We start from the raw sequence: 18,457 nt of genomic DNA, 5'->3' as shown, positions 1-18,457 counted from the left end.
TATTTGCGTAACCGGTCCACTTCCGGCCACAATCAGCGCCTTCATGGCATCGCCATGAACGTTGGTAACAGATTCGCTGCACTCCCGCCCATTTGGTCCCAATCGGTGCGGAGTCTCCACCAGGATGGGCGCCGGGCAGCCTGCTGCCCGCGAACAGCGACCGGGCAGATGAGCGCCGAGCAGCGGAGCGCCCTGCCCAGGGGAGGAACACACATGGGTCGAGCGACCCGAAGAGTTGCCGCTTGCGCGGCAGCCGTCCTGCTGGCCGGCGGCCTGCAGTCGTCCCTCGCACACGGCGCCACCACGGCTCCCAGGATCGACCTCACGGTCCTGGTGATCGACGATGGCGGCCCCGCGACGGCGGCCATAGCCGCCGAGCTGAAGAGCCAGGGCACCCCGTACAAGATCGTCAATCTCAACGACGCCAACCGTCCGGTCATCGATGCCGCCTTCCTCAGCGACACCGTCAACGGCCAGCCGCGCGGCAAGTACCAGGGCATCGTGATGCCCAACGACAACCCCTTCACGGCCGGTTCGGCCGAGATGACGGCGCTCGCCACCTACGAGGCCGCCTTCGGCGTCCGCCAGGTCGACGCCTACACCTACGCCAGGCCGGACGTCGGCCTGAACTGGGCGCAGGACCCGGGGTACATGGGCAAGCTGGACGGTGTCCAGGCCCAGGTCACCGGCGCCGGCACGGCCGGCCCGTTCGGCTACCTCAAGGGCGCCGTCCCGTTCGAGGACAACGACCCGACCGTCGACGAGAGCTACGGCTACCTGGCCACCCCGCTGGCCTCGCCGCCGGCCGGCGCCTCGTTCACGCCGCTGGTGGACGCCCCGATCCCGGGCTCCACCGCCCGCGGCTCGCTGGTCGGCGAGTACAGCCACGACGGCCGCAAGGAACTGGTCGTCACCTTCGTCTACAACCAGTACCAGCAGCAGTACCGCCTGCTGGCGCGGGGCATCGTCGACTGGATCACCCAGGGCGTGCACCTCGGGTACGACCGCAACTACTTCGCGGCCCACGTGGACGACGTCTTCCTGGCGGACGACCGCTGGGACACCGTGCTCAAGTGCACCCCCGGCGACGTCACCTGCCCGCCCGGCACCCCGGAGACGGCCAACCCGATCCGGATGAACGCCGCCGACGCGCAGTACGCGAAGCAGTGGCAGACCGCCAACAACTTCACCATGGACATGGTGTTCAACGGCGGCGGCAGCGAGGACTGGAAGGCCGACCACAGCGTCACCGCCGACCCGGTGGTGGACCAGATGGTCGCCGACCAGGCCAGCTACCGGTGGGTCAACCACACCTACACGCACCCGTACCTGGGCTGCCTGCAGGACGTCTCGGTGGTCCCGTGGAAGTGCACCAAGGACGCCGCGGGCGGCACCGTCTGGGTCGACCAGGCCACCATCACCTCCCAGGTCAAGAACAACATCGACTGGGCCGCGGCGCACAGCCTGGTCATCGACAAGACCGAGCTGGTCACCGGCGAGCACTCCGGGCTGCTGACCGCCCCGCAGGAGACCAGCGACAACCCGTACCTGGCGCCCTCGCTGGTCGCCAACGGGGTCAAGTGGACCGCCAGCGACGCCTCCCGCGAGCCCGCCCAGCGGTCCGTCGGCTCGTCCGTGCTGACCGTGCCGCGGTACCCGATGAACGTCTTCTACAACGCCGGGACGGCGAAGGAGGAGGCCGACGAGTACAACTGGATCTACACCAGCGTGGCCAACGGCGGAAGCGGCGTCTGCGAGAACAACGCCAACTCCACCTGCCTGCCGACGCCGCTGAACGTCAACACCGGCTACCAGTCGTACATCGTGCCGCTGGAGGCCCGGATCGACCTCGGCCACGTGCTGAGCAACGACCCGCGCCCGCACTTCATCCACCAGTCGAACCTGTCCGAGGACCGGATCGTCTACCCGGTGCTGGAGCGGATCCTCTCCACCTACCGCTCGCTGCACGCCGACAACGCCCCGGTCGTGAACCTCCCGCAGAAGGAGATCGGCGCCGAGTTCCAGCGCCGCGCGGCGTGGAGCACGGCCCTGGCGTCCGGCCAGGTCACCGCGTACCGGGTCGGCGACACCGTCACGGTGAGCGCCCCGGCCGGTGTCCAGATCCAGGCCACCATGCCGACCGGCACCACCCAGAAGGTTTCCATCGGAACCGCGCCCTTCGGCACCGCCTACGCCGGTACGCTGTCCGGCTGGGTGAAGCCCGCACAGCTGCAGAGCAGCGTCACGCTCAAGCTGACCGCGGCCAACACCCCGGCGACCCCGGCCGTCGCCGCGCCGAACGCCGCCGCCAAGGCGGTCACCGCGCCGGCGCCGGCCGACAAGAAGGTGGTGCCCCAGGGCACCGCCGACGCCGTCCCGGCCGGCCCGAGCGACACCGCCCGGACCGACGCGCCGACCCTGGTGCCCGGCAGCGGCGCTCCGGTGGCCGGCAAGGGCGTCACCGGCGGCAACGCCAAGGGCGTCGCCAAGGGCAGCACCAAGAGCGGCAAGGCCTCCGGGGGGAAGGCCGAACCCGCCCGCAAGACCGCCGGTCAGCCCGGCACCCGTTAACAGGTGATACCGGTGGTGGGGCCGGGCCGTCCCCCGGCCCCACCACCGGTAACCCGACCCGGCCATCCGCGCCGGGCGCTTGACGCAAGGACAGGAGGGGGGACAGGCAATGCGAGTCACCCTGCTCACCGAGGGGACGTACCCGCACCAGCACGGCGGCGTGAGCGTCTGGTGCGACCAGCTCGTCCAGGGCATGCCGGACGTGGACTTCGACATCGTCGCGGTCACCGGAACCGGCCACGAACCACTGGCCTGGGAGCTGCCGGCCAACGTGCGGTCCGTCACGACCGCCCCGCTGTGGGGCCCGGCCATCGAGGCCAGAGCACCGCGCGGCAAGGAGATGCGCCGCTTCCTCAACGCCTACGAGCGGTTCCTGCACTCCATCCTGGACCCGGTCTACACCACCCACTTCGGCACCGAGCTGTACGGCTTCGCCGACCTCGCCCGGCGCGGGCTGCTCAGCCCGGCGCTGCGCAGCGAGCGCGCCCTGCGCACCCTCCAGCACGTCTGGACCCGTGACTACCTCTCCACCGCCGTCTCCCGGCCCACCCTGCACGACGCGCTGAACGCCACCGACCTGCTGGAGCACGCGCTGCGCCCGCTGTCGGTCGAGCCGCCCCAGGACGGCGTCGCGCACGCCGCCAGCGGCGGCCTGGCCACCCTGCCGGGGCTGATCGCCTCCCAGCAGTACGGCGTACCGTTCCTGCTGACCGAGCACGGCATCTACCTGCGCGAGCGCTACCTCGGCTACCGCACCGGCCCCTACCGCTGGCCGGTCAAGGCGCTGCTGCTGGGCTTCTACCGGATGCTCGCCGAGGAGAGCTACCGGCGGGCCGCGCTGGTCACCCCCGGCAACCGGTACAACCGGCGCTGGGAGGAGCGCGGCGGCACGCCGTCCGCCCACATCCGCACCGTGTACAACGGCGTGGACCCGGCGGCGTTCCCGCCCGCCGGACCGGAGCCCGAGACGCCGACGCTCAGCTGGGCCGGCCGGGTCGACCCGATCAAGGACCTGGAGACGCTGATCCAGGCCTTCGCGATCGTGCAGCGCGAGATACCCGACGCCCGGCTGCGGCTGTTCGGCGGCACGCCCAAGGGCGGCGAGGCCTACCGCGACCGGTGCATAGCCCTGGCCGCCGAGCTCGGCGTCGCCGACTCGGTGGCCTTCGAAGGCCGCGTCGCGGACATCACCGACGCGTACGCGGCGGGGAACGTGGTGATGCTCTCCAGCATCAGCGAGGGCTTCCCGTTCACCCTGATCGAGGCCATGTCCTGCGGCCGCTCCACCGTCTCGACCGACGTGGGCGGCGTGCGCGAGGCCGTCGGCGACACCGGCCTGGTCGTCCCTCCGCGCGAACCCGAACCCATGGCCGCCGCCGCCATCGAGCTGCTGCGCGACCCCGAGCGGCGGGCCCGGCTCGGTGAGCAGGCACGGCTGCGGGTGATCGAGCAGTTCACGCTCCGCCAGAACATCGACGGCTTCCGCAGCATCTACACCGAGCTGCTCGGCACCTCCCGCTGGCTGCCGAACGGCGTGGTCGCCGTCGCCGACGGCGCACCCGCCGACTGGGACGAGCCCGTGGCCCTCGGCGAACGCAGCGAGGTGGGCGCGTGAACGACCAGACCATCGACCGGCGCGCACCCCGCGAAGCGGCCGCCGAGCGCAGCGAGGTGAACGCATGAGCGGGCCCCTGCGCCTCGTCCCGGACGAGGCCGGCCCCGAGTGGGCCGAGCAGACCGTGCAGTTGCGCACCCTGCCGCGCAAGCGCCGCCGCCCGGTGCTGCCCGCGCAGCGGACCGAGCCCGACGAGCAGCTGGACCTCTCGCCGGACCCGCTGGACGAGCTGGCCGACCGGCTGGCCGACGTCTGCGCCGACGCGGTCCACCCCTACGAGATCGCGGCCTACCTGGAGTCCGACGGCCTCTCCGACGAGCAGGCGGCGCTGCTGTACGGCCGCCCCGACGCGTTCACCGTCGCCGAGGAGCTGTTCCAGAAGGTCGAGCGCCGCTACCCCGGCCCGAGCTCCGAGTTCGCCAACCCCTGGCGGGCCGACCCCTGGCGCTGTGTGGTCCGCGGCCTGGTGTTCGCCCTGCCCGGCCTGGGCTACCTGCTCGGCGCCAACCTGTTCGCGGCCACCCGGATGCGCTTCGGCCTGCCCTCCGGCATGCTCGCGCTCTCGGTGTCCACCCTGGTCAGCTGGTCCTGGAACCAGGCGCTGGCGCACCGCTCGTACGCCTGGCTCGGCCGCGGCCGGCGCCGGGCGGCCGGGATCTGCCTGGCCGTCGGCGCACCGGTCGGCGCGCTGACCGCGGCCATCGCCGGGTACGTGGTCGGCGGGCCGCTCGGCTCGCTCGGCTTCGCCGCCGGGCAGTCCGGCTACCTGGCCGCCGCCACCGTGCTGCTGGTCCTCGGCCGGGAGAAGTTCCTGCTGGTGGCCCTCGCACCGTCGGCGATCGGCGCGGGCGTGGTGCTGGCCGTGGACGTACCGCAGCTGGCCCGGACGGTCGTGCTGCTGGCCTCGCTCGGGTTGGCGCTGGGCCTGGCCACCCGCGAGATCATCCGCTGCCTGCGCAGCGAACAGGACGCCACCGTGCTGCGGCTGCCGCTGCGGCACGAGATCCCGCACCTGCTGTTCGGCCTGGCCGTCGGCACCCTCACCCTGATCGCCGGCCTCGGCGCCACCGTCCACCAGGCGGTCCGCACCGGGGCCGCGGACGGCGCGGCCACCAGCCCGACGGGGCCGGCCATGATCGCGCTGACGCTCAGCCTCGGCCTCGCCGAGTGGTTGCTCTTCCGCTACCGGGCGATGGCCGTGGCGGCACTGCGGACCAGCCACACCGCCGCCGAGTTCGTCCGCCGCACCGGTGGCGTGCTGCTCGGCTGCCTGTTCATCTACCTCACCACCGTGGCCGCGCTGGACGCCGCCGCCACCGTGCTCTGGCCCGGCGCCCCGGCGCTCGGGGTCCGCGAGCTCGGCGCGCTGCTGCTGCTCGGCGGCTCCCTCTGGCTGGCGCTGCTGCTGAACGCCTTCGGGCTCAGCTGGAGCACCGCCCTGATCTGTCTGGCCGCCGCGGGCGCCGAGTGCGCCGGGCTGCTGACAGGTGTGGACCCGACCCTCCTGCAGCTCATCGGCTGCGGGGCGGCGGCCGTCGTCCTCACCGCCATCGCCGGGCCCGTGCTCGGCCGCACCACCAAGCACCGCTGAACCGAGCACGACCCGAACCGCACCACCGCACAGCACACCCGGCTGGGCCACCACACACCGCCCAGCCCGTCCCCGATCACCGAGAAAGCGAATACCCAGCATGAGCAGCGTCGCCGTCACCGGAGCCGAGGGCTTCATCGGCTCCCACCTCGTCGAGACCCTGGTCGCGGACGGCCACCAGGTCCGCGCGATGGTCCAGTACAACTCCTTCTCGTCCTTCGGATGGCTGGAGACCCTCCCCAAGGAGGTGCTCGACTCGGTCGAGATCGTCCTTGGCGACGTCCGCGACCCGGGCTCGGTCAACGGCCTGGTCAAGGGCACCGAGGCGGTCTACCACCTGGCCGCCCTGATCGCGATCCCCTACTCCTACCGGGCCCCGCACTCCTACATCGAGACCAACGTCACCGGCACCCTCAACGTGCTGGAGGCGGTGCGCCACCTGGAGATCCCCCGCCTGGTGCACACCTCCACCAGCGAGACCTACGGCACCGCGCAGACCGTGCCGATCACCGAGGACCACCCGATCAACACCCAGTCCCCGTACGCCGCCTCCAAGGCCGGCGGGGACCGGCTGGCCGACAGCTACCACGCCAGCTTCGAGACCCCGGTCGTCACGCTGCGCCCGTTCAACACCTTCGGCCCGCGCCAGTCGATGCGCGCCGTCATCCCGACCGTGATCGCCCAGCTGGCCGCCGGCGAGCGCGAGATCACCCTCGGCGACCTGCGCCCGACCCGCGACTTCACCTTCGTCAAGGACACCGCGAGCGCCTTCCGCACGGTCGGCACCGCCCCCGCCGAGGCCGTCGTCGGCAAGACCTTCAACGCCGGCACCGGCGGCGAGATCTCGGTCGGCGACCTGGTCACCCTGGTCGGCAAGCTGATGGGCGTGGACGTCACCGTGAAGGAGGACGAGCAGCGCATCCGGCCGACCAACTCCGAGGTCATGCGCCTGGTCGCCGACGCCACCCGGCTGCGCACCGCCACCGGCTGGGCCCCCGCCTTCTCCCTGGAGGAGGGCCTGGAGCAGACCATCGAGTTCTTCCGCGACCCGGCCAACCTGGCCCGCTACAAGACCGACATCTACAACGTCTGATCCTCGCCGTCCTGGCATCCGGTAATCCGACCCGAAGGCTCCTGTCGCACCGACTTCCGTGGGGGAAACACCATGCATGCAGTGATCCTGGCCGGCGGTAAGGGCGTTCGCCTGCGCCCGTACACCACCGCGCTCCCCAAGCCGCTCGTCCCGATCGGCGACCAGCACGCGATCCTCGAGATCGTGATGCGCCAGCTCGCCGCCGCGGGCTTCAAGACCGTCACCCTGGCCATCGGCCACCTCGGCCACATCATCCGCGCCTACGTGGGCAACGGCTCGCAGTGGGGCCTGCGGGTCGGCTACGCCGTCGAGGACAGCCCGCTCGGCACCATGGGCCCGCTGCTCACCATGCAGGACCGGCTGCCCGAGCACTTCCTGGTGATGAACGGCGACATCCTCACCGACCTGGACTTCGCCGGGGTGCTCAAGCACCACGAGGCGTCCGGGGCGCCGCTCACCATCGCCACCTACGCCCGCCAGGTGAAGATCGACTTCGGCGTGCTGACCACCGAGTCCGGGAGCATCACCGGCTTCCAGGAGAAGCCGAGCATCGACTACCGGGTCTCGATGGGCGTCTACGGCGTGTCCCGCTCCGCGCTCGCCGCGTACACCCCCGGCCTGCCGCTGGGCTTCGACGAGCTGGTGCTGGACCTGCTGGCCGCCAAGACCCCGCCGGCCGCCTACGAGTTCGGCGGCTACTGGCTGGACATCGGCCGCCCGGACGACTACGACCGGGCCAACGCCGAGTTCACGCTCAACCGCTCGCTGCTGCTGCCGGGCGAGCCGGCCGAGGGCCTGTACGCCGTGCCGGACGGGCCGGAGCTGCCGATCCCGGCCGCCCGCACCGCAGCCGACAGCGCCGACGGGCAGCCGGCCGCCGCCGGCGGCCCCGGGAACGACGGACGGGCCGCGTGAGAATCCTGCTGCTCGGTGTGGACGGCTTCCTCGGCCGCCACGCCGCCACCGTCCTGCGGTCACTGCCCGGTGCCACCGTGCTGACCGCGGGGCGGCGGCCCGACCACGACCTGCGCCTGGACCTGGCCACCGCCCAGGCCGGCCCGCTCGGCGAGGAGTTGGCCGCGCTCGCCCCCGACGCGGTGGTCAACTTCGCCGGCGCGGTGGCCGGCAGCGCGGTCACCCTGGCCGAGGTCAACGCCCGCGGCCCGGCCGTGCTCTGCGAGGCCCTCCAGCAGGGGGCTCCGAAGGCGCGCCTGGTGCACATCGGCTCGGCCGGCGAGTACGGCGTCTGCGAATCCGGCACCTCGCTCGCCGAGGACGCCGACGCCCGCCCGGTCGGCGTCTACGGCGCGACCAAGCTGGCCGGCTCCCTCGCGGTGGCCGGCTCGCCGCTGGACGCCGTGGTGCTGCGGGTGTTCAACCCGGTCGGCCCCGGCGCGCCGGCCGGTTCGCTGCCCGGCCGGCTCGCCGCCGAGCTGCGCAGGGCGGCGCCGGAGGGCGCCGAGGGCGTGGTGAAGGTGGGGGACCTCTCCGCCCACCGCGACTTCGTCGACGCCCGGGACATCGCCCGTGCGGTCGGCCTGGCCGTCACCGCCGAGCGCCCGCTGCCCCGGGTGCTCAACCTCGCCTCCGGACAGGCCAGGCCGGTCCGGGCGATCGCGGACGGCCTGGCCGCGGCGGCCGGGTTCACCGGCCGGATCGACGAGAGCGGGGCAGGCTCCGAGCGCTCGGCCGCCGTCTCCTGGCAGCAGGCCGACGTCTCGGCCGCCGCCCGGGAGCTCGGCTGGCACCCGGAGACCGGACTCGCCGACACCCTGCGCGATCTCTGGCTCAGCACCGCTCCGGCCGCCCCGGTCGTCGCATGACCGGCGTCAGCCACGCCGACGGCCGCCTGCTGGTGCCGCTGTACGTCCACCCCGCGGTGGACCCGGCGGCCTGGCAGGCGGTCGCCGCCGCCGAACCGGGCCGGATCGCCGCCGTCGTGCTCAACCTGGCCGACGGCCCGGGCGAGGCCCCCGACAACGTCTTCGCCGAGGCCGCCGAGAAGCTGCGCGCGGTGGGCCTGCCGCTGCTCGGCTACGCGGACACGGACTACGGCCGAAGGCCCCACTCCGCCGTGGTGGCCGACATCCTGACGTACCGTCAGCGGCACGGCATCACCGGCGTCTACCTCGACCAGGTCGCCACCCATCCGGGCGCGCTGGCCCACTACCGGCGGCTGGCCACCGCGGCCCGGGCGGCCGGCTGCGGCACCGTGGTGTTCGGCCACGGCGACCACCCCGACCCCGGGTACGCCGAGGTCGGCCTCGCCGACCTGCTGGTCACCTTCGAGGGGGACTGGGAGGCGTACCGCTCGATGACCCTGCCGTTGTGGACCGGCAGGCACGCCGCCGCCCGCTTCTGCCACCTGGTGTACGACGTGCCCGCCGAGCTGGCCAGGGAGGCCGCCGCGCTGATCGCCGCCCGCCGGGCCGGCGTCGGCTGCGCCGTCCCCGGCGCCGGGGAGAACCCCTGGCGCACCCTGCCGTACGGTCTGACCGCCGCTGAACTTACCTGACCCGATCCGGAGTTCGAGTACCGTGACCCGCCGTACCCGGCCCCTGCTGGCCGCCCTCGCCCTCGCCACCACCCTGTTGGCGACCTCGTGCAGCAGCTCCGGTTCGGAGGACGAGGACGACCCCTCGGCCGACGCCACCGGCGCGCAGCCCCCCGCGGCCACCGCCGCCCCCGTGCCCGGCACGCCGAGCACGTCGAGCGCCCCGGGCACCCCGAGCGTCCCCGGCACCCCGGGCACCCCGACCAGCGCTCCGGCGGGCACCCCGACCGGCACCCCGACCGGCGGTCCGGCGCCGCAGCCCGCCGGCTCCCGCTGGCAGCCGGCCCCCGGCCTCGCCTGGCAGTGGCAGCTCGGCGGCGGCGTCGACCAGTCGGTGGACGTCCCGGTCTACGACATCGACGGCTTCGAGACCGACGCCTCGGTGGTCGCCGCGCTGCACGCCAAGGGCCGCAAGGTGATCTGCTACATCAACGCCGGTTCCTGGGAGGACTTCCGCCCCGACTCCGCCGCCTTCGCCAAGGCCCTGCAGGGCGGCGGCAACGGCTGGAAGGGCGAGAAGTGGTTCGACATCCGCAAGCTCGACCAGCTGAAGCCACTGATGGCGGCCCGCTTCGACATGTGCAGGTCCAAGGGCTTCGACGCGGTCGAGCCGGACACCATCGAGGCCTACAACCAGGACAGCGGCTTCCCGCTGACCGCCGAGGACCAGCTCCGGTACAACCGCATGCTGGCCGCGCTCGCCCACGAACGCGGCCTGGCGATCGGCCTGAAGAACGATCTGGACCAGATCCCCGCCCTGCTGGGCGACTTCGACTTCGCCGTGAACGAGGAGTGCTCGCAGTTCAACGAGTGCGCCCGGCTCTCGCCCTTCATCCAGGCGGGCAAGGCGGTGTTCCACGTCGAGTACAAGCTCGGCACGGAGAAGTTCTGCGCCCAGACCAAGGCCCTGGGCTTCAGCTCGATGCAGAAGAAGCTCGAACTGGACGCCTGGCGGCGGCCCTGCTGAGGGAGCAGGGGCCACTCGGCCGCCAGGCACCAGTTGTTACTTGACCGCCAGCCAGATGACGGCCGCCACCACGACCACCGCGACGACGGCGATCGCCGCGATCACGCCGGTCCGGCGGTTGCCGCCACTGCTGTAGGTGGAGACGGAGCCCGGTGCCTGGGGTGCCGGGGTCTCGTCGACGAACGCCCGGAACATCTGGGTGCTGCCGGCGGGGTCGTAGTCGTTGTCAGCCATGGCAGGGACTCTAACGAATCCGCCCGCCTCGACGACACCCCGGACCCCGCCCCGGTGATCACCTGCGGCCGCCCGCGCGATCGTGCCCGCCCAGTGCAACGGCGACACGACAAGCTCGTGAAGACCTGCGGGTCCGAGGAATCGCCGCCGACCCGATCGGGTTGACTTCACTCATGACCGAAAACCACAGTGACGCCCCCAGGGTGAAGCTCGGCACCTCCGACCTCGCGGTGTTCCCGCTCTCCCTCGGCGGCAACGTCTTCGGCTGGACGGCGGACGAGGCGCAGTCCTTCGCCGTGCTCGACGCGTACACCGCCGCCGGCGGGAACTTCGTCGACACCGCCGACACCTACTCCTCCTGGGTGCCCGGCAACAGCGGCGGCGAGTCCGAGACCATCATCGGCAAGTGGCTGCGCAGCCGCGGCCGCCAGGACGACCTCGTCGTCGCCACCAAGGTGGGCATCCACCCCGAGGCCACCGGCCTGAGCGCGGCCAACATCAAGTCCGCCACCGAGGCCTCGCTGCGCCGGCTCGACGTCGAGCGCATCGACCTGCTCTACACCCACCGGGACGACGACACCCCGGTGGAGGAGTTCGTCAGCGCGCTCAACGAGCTGGTGAAGGAGGGCAAGGTCGCCGAGATCGCCGCCTCCAACATCAGCGCCGAGCGGCTCGCCGAGGCGCTGGCCTTCTCCGAGCGCGAGGGCCTGGCCAGGTACGTCGCCGTGCAGCCGCACTACAACCTGGTCTCGCGCGCCACCTTCGAGGGCGCGCTGGCCGACACGGTCGCCGACCACGGCCTGTCCACCGTGCCGTACTTCGCCCTCGCCTCCGGCTTCCTGACCGGCAAGTACCGCCCCGGCGGCCCGGGTGTGGACAGTGCCCGGGCCCAGGGCGCCGCCCGGTACCTGGAGGACGAGCGCGGCCCCAAGGTGCTGGACGCGCTGGACGCCGTCGCCGCCGAGCACGGTGTCGAGCTCGCCACCGTCGCGCTGGCCTGGCTCGCCGCCCGCCCGACCGTCGCCGCACCGATCGCCAGCGCCCGTACGGTCGAGCAGCTCCCCCCGCTGCTGGCCGCCGCCTCGCTGCGGCTCACCCCGGAGCAGACGGCCCTGCTGGACGCCGCCTCCCGCTGACCCGGCGCGCCGGACCGTCCGCCGGCCGTGGGCCGTGGGCCGGACCAGTCCGGGGCAGCACGCGGGGCCTTCGCCGGGACGACTCCCGGCGAAGGCCCCGCGCTCATCGGCTACGGACGGCCGAAGTGGGTCGGGCGGAAGCCGTTGCTGATGGTGGATATCCGCACCGTCTTGCCCGGCCTGGGCGCCTCGACGAACGTGTTGCCGCCCAGGTATATCCCCACGTGGTGGATGCCCGAGGCCCGGCCGCTGTCCGACCAGAACACCAGGTCCCCGCGGCGCAGCTGCCCGGCGCTGATCGGCGTGGTGGCCGCGTACTGGTCGTCCGCCACCCGGGGCAGGCTGATCCCGCTGCGCCGGTACGCCTGCTGGACCAGTCCCGAGCAGTCGTACCCGGACGGGCCGTTGCCACCCCAGACGTAGGGCTTGCCGAGCTGGGCGAGCGCGTACTCGACGGCGGCCTCGGTACTGCCGGAGGCCGAGGCGGCGGGCGCGGCGGGCTTGGCCGCAGGTCGGGCCGCGGGTTGGGCGGGCGCCGAACCGCCGGAGGCACCGGACGCGCCGGACTGCCCGGTTCGGCTCAGGTAGATGTCGTAGTGGCTGGTGTACCGCCACTCGCCGCCACCGTTCTTGAACCAGTACTTCGAGCCGTCCCAGCCCTGCCTGATCCCGGAGGACGCGGCCGAGCCGTTGGAGGCCGCCGCCTTGCCGCTCGAACCGCCGGAGCCACCGGAACCGCCCGACGCGCCGGACGCGCTGGAGCCGGCGGGCTTGGCGATGTGGTCGGCGTACACGTCGTAGTGGCTGGTGTAGCGCCACCTGCCGTCGGCGTTCTTGAACCAGTACTTGGAGCCGTCCCAGCCCTGCTTGCCGGCCGCGGCGTGCGCGGACCCGGCACCGGCCGTCAGGCCGACCACACCGGCACCCGCCAGCACGGTGGTGGCCAGGCAGGTACTTCGCACGGCGCGGTGTATTCGTCCGCCGCCGCCCGCACCGGCCGACGCCCCTCGCGCGGTCCGCGGGCGACCGGCGCAGTTCAGGCAGCCGCACCCCGCCATCGCCGGAATGCTGCCGAGCATCTCCTCGAACCCGATCAGCGCGGCGTCGGCGTCGATGTCGATGTCGATGTCGAACGCGCTGTCGAAGTCGGCGTCCGTGCCGGTGGCTATCCTCATGCCGGTCGTCCTTCCTTCCGCCCGGCCCGGGCGGCCGGGGACGGTACCGAGGCGGCCACTCCGGCCGGGGCGACGAAGGCGACCAGCAGCTGCTCCATCAGCGCACTGCGGGCGGCCTCGTCCAGTTCGTGCGCGGTGGCGCGCTCCAGCCGCCGCACGGCGAGCGCCGCGGCCTCCACCGCGTCGTCCACCAGCACCGTGCGCAGGCCCGCGTCCAGGTCCGCCAGCCGGCGGCGACGCATCGACTCGGCGACCTCCGGCGCGTAGTCCAGCGCCAGCGGCTGCGCCGAGTAGACCTCCAGACCGGCCGGGGCGACCTCGGCGGCCAGCCCCCGGGTCAGCTCGTCGGCGAACCACTGCCCGTCGCGCAGCGCGGGCCCGGGCGCCGCGTTGCTGTCGCAGGGCAGCATGGACGCGGTGCGGGTCAGCACCGCCTGGACCTGCTCGCGCAGGTAGTTCTCGTGGTCCTCGATGGCCAGCAGCGCCCGGGCGGTGTCCTTGACCCGCCAGACGATCAGCAGCCGGACGATGATCGGTGTGCCGGTGCGGTCGACCACCTTCACCGGCTCGCTGCGCCAGTGCCGCAGCCGTACGTCCACCCGGCGGCGGCGCAGCAGCGGGTTGATCCAGACCAGGCCGGTACGGCGGACGGTGCCCCGGTAGCGGCCCCAGCGGCTGAGCACCCTGGTCTCGCCACCCGCGTTGGCCAGCAGACCGGCCAGCACGACGAGGATCAGCAGACCGGCCACGGTGACGGCGGTGATGGACCGGGCGTCCACCTCGGAGCCCCCGCTCGCCTTCGCGGCGGCGCTGCGCAGGTCGGGCACCGCGTCCCAGGCCGGGATGACGCCGTCGTGCAGCAGCACCAGCAGCACGGCGGCCACCCCGACCAGCAGCGCCAGCAGGGCGATCCAGCCGGGCACCGTGCCGGCGGCGTGCTCGCGCAACGCCTGGTCGGCCCGCGGGGGGCGGCGGGAGGTGACGGCGGCGACGGCTCCGGCCGGCGCCGGGTCCGGGATCGCCAGCGCCTCCGCGACGGCCGTCTCCAGGGGATCCCGCAGGTCGACGGGGGTGCCCGAGGTGGCCGCCGGGAGCGGGACGACCGCCATCGGCGCGGTGGCCGGGCCGGTCGGCGTGGCGTTCCGGCCCGCCTTGGCCAGCGGGCTCGAACCGGAGGCGGAACGTTCCGGCAACGCCGGGGGGAGCGTTTTCGGCAGGTGGTCGGGTCGCTGCGAAGAATCGCGGGTGACGTCCATGCACGGATCCTCGTGGTCGGTGTGTCGCGCAACGGGCGGCCCGGATCTGACGGGCAGTGCCAAGATCAGGCTAAGTTCATACGTCATCAAATGCGACATTTGAGGTGTCGTGTGTCGACATTTCCTGACGAATCGTCCGAAGCCGACCTGACGCGCAGGCACATGGGCTAATGGTTCGGATTGGCTCAGCGGCGCCGAGCGCCGGGCCCCCGGGCGAAGACCCGGCGGGTGATCAGGCCGATCCCGGTGAGCAGCAGCAGGAAGCCGGCGAGCGCACCGCGCCAGCCGCCCGAACCGGGCCGGTCGGCCGCGGTCTCCGCGGCCACGGCCCCGCCGGGCGGCGCGGCCAGTGCCCGGGAGGACTCGGCAGCGGGTTGCACCTCCGGGTCACCTGAGACGGGCCCGACGGGGGCGGGCGCAGCGGACACCGGACCGGCCGCAGCCGACGCGGCAACCGGAGACGGGGAGACGGACAGGGCGGGAGAAGGAGAGGGAGAAGGAGCCGCGGACAGGCCGCCGCTCGGGCTCGCCGCCCCACCGGCCGGCGCGGACACACTCGGCGACACCGAGGAGCCCGACACACCAGCCGGCGCGGACACGCTCGGCGAGACGGACACGCCCGGGGAACCAGGCACGCTCGGCGACACCGAGGAGCCCGGCACCGCCGGCCGTCCGGGAACGGCCGCGACCGGCGGCACGACCACCGGCACGACGACCGGCAGCAGCCCCGGCGCAACGGGGTCGAGGGCGGGCACGGACGGGACGGACGGACTCGCCGAGCCCACCGGGACGGACGGCGACACCGTCGGGACGGGTGCCGAAGGCACCGAGGCCGAGGGCACCGGAACGGTGGGCGCCGACGACGGGGTCGGACCCGCGACCGGCGGCACGACCACCGGAACGACCACCGGCAGCAGCCCCGGCGCAACGGGGTCGAGGACGGGCACGGACGGGACGGACGGACTCGCCGAGCCGACCGGGACGGTCGCCGAGGGGCTCGGCGCCGTGGGGATCGGCGCCGTGGGGATCGGCGCCGTGGGGATCGGCGCCGTGGGGATCGGAGAAGCCGCCGCGGGTGAGGCCGGCACGGCTGCCGGGGACGTCGGGGTCGGAACGGCCGATGCCGACAGTGACGGGACCGGCACCGAGGACGTAGGCACGGGCGAGGCGACGAGGGGCGAGGGCACCGCCGAAGCAGGCACCGACACCGAGGGCACCGCCGAAGCAGGCACCGACGCCGTGGGCACCGACGCCGTGGGCACCGACGCCGTGGGCACCGCGGGCGAGGGAACAGCCGTCGGGGGAACGGTCGGCACGGGCACCACCGGCAGGGACACCGACGGCGATGCCGTCACCGGAGGTGTCACCGGAGCCGCCGCCGAGGGCGACGGCACGACCGGTGAAGGAGTCGAAGGCACTGGCACCGCCGCCGCGACCCGGATGCCGACCGGATCCCCCGACGTGCCGTTCCCCGCGAGGTCGGTCGCCGTGACGAGCAGCCACTGCTCGCCCTCCGGCAGATCCCGGTTGGCCGTGCAGGTCCAGCTGCCGTCGATGGCCGCCGTCGCCCCGCAGGCCACGATCCGCTCGGCCGAGGCCGAGTCGGAGGCCGGCCCCGAGCCGCCCGCCCGGGCGGTGACGATCACCCTGGCGCCCGCCTCCGCCCGCCCCGCGAGCTTCGGCCGGGCGATCCGGACGGTCTCGCCGGCGGCCGGGGCGGTGAGCACCGGACGGGCCGGCGCGACGGTGTCCACGACCAGTCCGGTGGCGCGCCCCGCCGTCCGGTTCCCGGCCGCGTCGACGGCGGTCGGGGTGAGCTGGTGCCGACCGTCCGTCAGGTTCTCCACCGGCAGACAGGACCACGCACCGTCGGAGCGGACGGCCGTGCTGCACAGTTCGACCCCGGCGCCGCGCACTCCGGCCGGCTGGTCGGTGACCGAGACGGTGCTGCCCGCCTCGCCGGTGCCGGTCAGCTGGAGTCCCGGGTCGTTGGTGTACTCCGGCAGGGTGAGCGCGGGGGCGGCCGGCGGCGCGGTCTTCACGGTGATCCGGATCGGTTCGCCGCGCAGCACCACCCCGCCGCTGGTGGTCTCGACCGGGGTGAGGGCGTGAACGCCGGGGCTGAGCGCTCCGCCGGGGCGGCAGGACCAGTCGCCCTTCTTCCCCGCGTGGGCGCGGCAGAGCGTGGCGTCCCCGTCGCGGACCTCCACCGTCGCGCCCGAGACCGCGCCCTCGCCGCGCACCTGTGGGCGCGCGTCGGCGACCACGGCGCCGTCGACCGGTTCGGCGATCTCGGGGCGGGCGGCGCCGACCGTCAGCCGGATCCGCTGGTCCAGCACCTGTCCGGAGTCGGCGAAGCCGCCGGGCGGCACCAGTTGGGCGGCGTCGCGGCCGATCCGCAGCCGGGCCCAGGTCTCCCCCGAGGATGCGCCGGCGGGGACGGTCCACTCCAGGACGGTGTGGTCGGCCCCGGCCGGTACTTCGCTCTGCACCCGCTCGGTGGCGTCGAAGCGGCCGTTGCGGTCGAAGTCGACCCAGCCGGCCAGGGTGGCGGTCGCGCCGCCCACCGCGACCGGCACGGTCAGCCGGTAGTAGCGGCCGATCGCGGCCTCGGCGGGGTAGCCGATGCTCGGATCCGCGCCCTGGTACTCACCGCGCCCGGGCTGGAGCTGCGGCGGCGCCGGGCTGGACCAGACGCTGCGCCGCCCCGCGCCGTGGTCGAGCTGTACCAGCGGCTCGTCGGCCGGATCCGCCCCGGGGGTCGCGCCCTCGGCGGAGGCGGGGGCGGGCACCGACGACCGGACGGCGGTCCGCCGGGCGAGTCGGGCCGGAGAGGCGGCTTCGGCGCCGAGGAAGAGGTCGGAGAGCAGGTGGGAGGCGTTCCCGTAGCCCTGCGGGGCCGTCCCGACGCCCTCGTCCACGGTGACGGTGTACGCCTGGTTCAGCCGGACGGGGGCGGTGGTGCTGCCGGCCCTGGCGGTGGAGCGCTGCTCGACCCGGAGCACGGCGGTCCGGAACGTCCCGGCCAGCTCCAGGCTGCCCTCGGCGGCCGAGCCCCCCGATCCGTCGGAGGCGCCGTCGGCCCCGGCCGGGGCGAGGGAGTTGCCGTCGACCGTCCAACCGGGCCAATCGGTGCGGTTGACCAGGGTGGGCGCGTCCGGCGAGCCGCCGGTGACGGTCAGCCGGGTGGCGGTGCTGGTGGTGCCGTCCCTTCCGGTGGCTACTGCGGCGAGTCCGCTGAGGTGCAGCCGGGGATTGCGGACGGCCCCGGAGAAGGTGAGCTGGAGCGTTCCGACGGTGCGCCAGGAGCCATCCGCCTGCGGGCGGTCCTCGGTGATCCGGAAGGTCTCGGCCGGGTCGCCCGGCCGCAGGCCGTCCGTGTAGAGCGCGGCCGACCGTCCCCCTCCGGCGCGGTCGGCCAGCTCGCCCGGCTCGGCGGTGACGCCCGTTCCGGGAGCGGGCGAGAAGTCGAGCTGGACGGAGAGCCCGGAGGGCAGCAGTGCGCGGTGCTCGCCCGACCAGGTGTCGGGTGACTGCTGGGCGGCGGAGAACGGCGGATTCCAGCCGATCAGCAGTCCGGCGGCCAGCACGGCGCAGACGCCCGCCGTGGCCAGGGGCAGCCGCCTGGTGCTGCCCGTCCGGCGAATCCGCCGCTCCGGGGCCGGGCCGGACAGGACGGCGTCGCGGGGAGACTGTCGGCTCATCCGGCTCTCCTTCGGTGTCGGCTGCCTGGGGCGGGCAGTCTGGGCACAAGATCTGACAAAACGGAATCACGATCCTGGTCCGGTCATACTTCGACACCTGCGCTATTGGCCGTGTCCCACCCGAACAGCCGTCATCCGACCGGCAGGAAGGATGTACCCGAAAGGGATGTATTTCATCCATTAGGCGGCGTATCGCAGTGAATCCGACGATTCCAACCAGGCGCCACCACGCAGCACCTGACGGCCCTTCGGGATGCTCTGTTCGAATGAGCCGACCGCTCGGGAGCGTCGGGGCCCGTGACCATGGACCCCACTCCCGCCAGGAGCGGCCTCTCGGCGGTCGCGCCCTGCGGCCCCGCCGTCTCCGGGGGCTCTGTTCGAACTCGATCCCGGCGTCCGCACACTGTCCGCCGAACGCCTGGACGATCAGCGGGACCGGCTCCGGGCGGCACTCGGAGCCCCGTCACCCACCTGGAGGACGCCGCCCCCGAATCCCCCTGCCGCGGGAGCCGGGCGGCCGCCCCCGGCGAGGCCCGGACTCCGAAGACCGAGGCCTTCCGG

General features: G+C 73.7%; 12 protein-coding genes and 1 pseudogene. 9 read left to right on the top strand and 4 right to left on the bottom strand.

Annotated features, from left to right (window positions below):
* The first annotated feature begins 213 nt into the window (after positions 1-213).
* From ACGFZP_RS10260 to ACGFZP_RS10225, 8 genes and pseudogenes are all read left to right on the top strand, one after another.
* Entirely contained in the window at positions 214-2,571 is a 2,358-nt protein-coding gene (locus tag ACGFZP_RS10260; RefSeq protein WP_392930640.1) for a hypothetical protein, read from the top strand.
* 109 nt (positions 2,572-2,680) lie between these two features.
* Complete coding sequence (pelF, locus tag ACGFZP_RS10255) at positions 2,681-4,186, top strand: GT4 family glycosyltransferase PelF (protein WP_392930637.1); 1,506 nt, start codon at positions 2,681-2,683, stop codon at positions 4,184-4,186.
* A 64-nt stretch (positions 4,187-4,250) separates the two neighbouring features.
* On the top strand, positions 4,251-5,777 hold the full coding sequence (locus tag ACGFZP_RS10250) for a hypothetical protein (RefSeq protein ID WP_392930634.1): 1,527 nt from the start codon (positions 4,251-4,253) through the stop codon (positions 5,775-5,777).
* Positions 5,778-5,877: 100 nt separating this feature from the next.
* Positions 5,878-6,870, top strand: a complete 993-nt coding sequence (locus tag ACGFZP_RS10245; protein ID WP_392930631.1) for an SDR family NAD(P)-dependent oxidoreductase — start codon at positions 5,878-5,880, stop codon at positions 6,868-6,870.
* Positions 6,871-6,942: 72 nt separating this feature from the next.
* Positions 6,943-7,650, top strand: a pseudogene (locus tag ACGFZP_RS10240) (NDP-sugar synthase); the annotation flags it as partial.
* Between the two features lie 131 nt (positions 7,651-7,781).
* Entirely contained in the window at positions 7,782-8,693 is a 912-nt protein-coding gene (locus ACGFZP_RS10235; RefSeq protein ID WP_392930628.1) for an NAD-dependent epimerase/dehydratase family protein, read from the top strand.
* Positions 8,690-9,385 carry a spherulation-specific family 4 protein gene (locus ACGFZP_RS10230; RefSeq protein ID WP_392930625.1) on the top strand — a complete coding sequence of 232 codons (696 nt, stop codon included), beginning with the start codon at positions 8,690-8,692 and terminating at the stop codon, positions 9,383-9,385. The genes ACGFZP_RS10235 and ACGFZP_RS10230 overlap by 4 nt, the downstream gene beginning before the upstream one ends.
* A gap of 22 nt (positions 9,386-9,407) precedes the next feature.
* The gene (locus ACGFZP_RS10225; RefSeq protein WP_392930622.1) at positions 9,408-10,391 is read left to right on the top strand and encodes an endo alpha-1,4 polygalactosaminidase; all 984 of its coding nucleotides are present in this window, start codon (positions 9,408-9,410) and stop codon (positions 10,389-10,391) included.
* 36 nt (positions 10,392-10,427) lie between these two features.
* Here the strand turns inward: ACGFZP_RS10225 and ACGFZP_RS10220 are convergent, their stop codons facing one another.
* Positions 10,428-10,625: a hypothetical protein gene (locus tag ACGFZP_RS10220; protein ID WP_387947861.1), complete on the bottom strand. Its 198-nt coding sequence runs from the start codon at positions 10,623-10,625 to the stop codon at positions 10,428-10,430.
* A 173-nt stretch (positions 10,626-10,798) separates the two neighbouring features.
* Here ACGFZP_RS10220 and ACGFZP_RS10215 point away from each other — a divergent pair, with 173 nt between their 5' ends.
* The gene (locus ACGFZP_RS10215; RefSeq protein WP_392930619.1) at positions 10,799-11,761 is read left to right on the top strand and encodes an aldo/keto reductase; all 963 of its coding nucleotides are present in this window, start codon (positions 10,799-10,801) and stop codon (positions 11,759-11,761) included.
* A gap of 110 nt (positions 11,762-11,871) precedes the next feature.
* On the opposite strand, the gene ACGFZP_RS10210 is transcribed toward ACGFZP_RS10215, so the two are convergent.
* From ACGFZP_RS10210 to ACGFZP_RS10200, 3 genes are all read right to left on the bottom strand, one after another.
* Entirely contained in the window at positions 11,872-12,936 is a 1,065-nt protein-coding gene (locus ACGFZP_RS10210; RefSeq protein WP_392930616.1) for a C40 family peptidase, read from the bottom strand.
* Positions 12,933-14,129, bottom strand: coding sequence for an SPFH domain-containing protein (locus tag ACGFZP_RS10205; RefSeq protein WP_392930613.1), 1,197 nt, complete (start codon positions 14,127-14,129; stop codon positions 12,933-12,935). Before ACGFZP_RS10205 ends, ACGFZP_RS10210 begins: the two co-directional genes overlap by 4 nt.
* A 248-nt stretch (positions 14,130-14,377) precedes the next feature.
* On the bottom strand, positions 14,378-17,896 hold the full coding sequence (locus ACGFZP_RS10200; RefSeq protein WP_392930611.1) for an Ig-like domain-containing protein: 3,519 nt from the start codon (positions 17,894-17,896) through the stop codon (positions 14,378-14,380).
* Between the last annotated feature and the right edge of the window lie 561 nt (positions 17,897-18,457).

The organism is Kitasatospora sp. NPDC048239, assembly GCF_043202015.1.
GTDB lineage: Bacteria > Actinomycetota > Actinomycetes > Streptomycetales > Streptomycetaceae > Kitasatospora.
Note: the sequence above shows the minus strand (reverse complement) of the source record. Positions and strands in the feature narration are given on the sequence as shown.

Excerpts from the sequence above, each read along its gene's own strand:
- ACGFZP_RS10230 (WP_392930625.1), top strand. The coding sequence starts at position 8,690 with ATGACCGGCGTCAGCCACGCCGACGGCCGCCTGCTGGTGCCGCTGTAC.
- ACGFZP_RS10260 (WP_392930640.1), top strand. The coding sequence starts at position 214 with ATGGGTCGAGCGACCCGAAGAGTTGCCGCTTGCGCGGCAGCCGTCCTG.
- ACGFZP_RS10200 (WP_392930611.1), bottom strand. The coding sequence starts at position 17,896 with ATGAGCCGACAGTCTCCCCGCGACGCCGTCCTGTCCGGCCCGGCCCCG.
- ACGFZP_RS10215 (WP_392930619.1), top strand. The coding sequence starts at position 10,799 with ATGACCGAAAACCACAGTGACGCCCCCAGGGTGAAGCTCGGCACCTCC.
- pelF (WP_392930637.1), top strand. The coding sequence starts at position 2,681 with ATGCGAGTCACCCTGCTCACCGAGGGGACGTACCCGCACCAGCACGGC.
- ACGFZP_RS10250 (WP_392930634.1), top strand. The coding sequence starts at position 4,251 with ATGAGCGGGCCCCTGCGCCTCGTCCCGGACGAGGCCGGCCCCGAGTGG.
- ACGFZP_RS10245 (WP_392930631.1), top strand. The coding sequence starts at position 5,878 with ATGAGCAGCGTCGCCGTCACCGGAGCCGAGGGCTTCATCGGCTCCCAC.
- ACGFZP_RS10220 (WP_387947861.1), bottom strand. The coding sequence starts at position 10,625 with ATGGCTGACAACGACTACGACCCCGCCGGCAGCACCCAGATGTTCCGG.
- ACGFZP_RS10210 (WP_392930616.1), bottom strand. The coding sequence starts at position 12,936 with ATGAGGATAGCCACCGGCACGGACGCCGACTTCGACAGCGCGTTCGAC.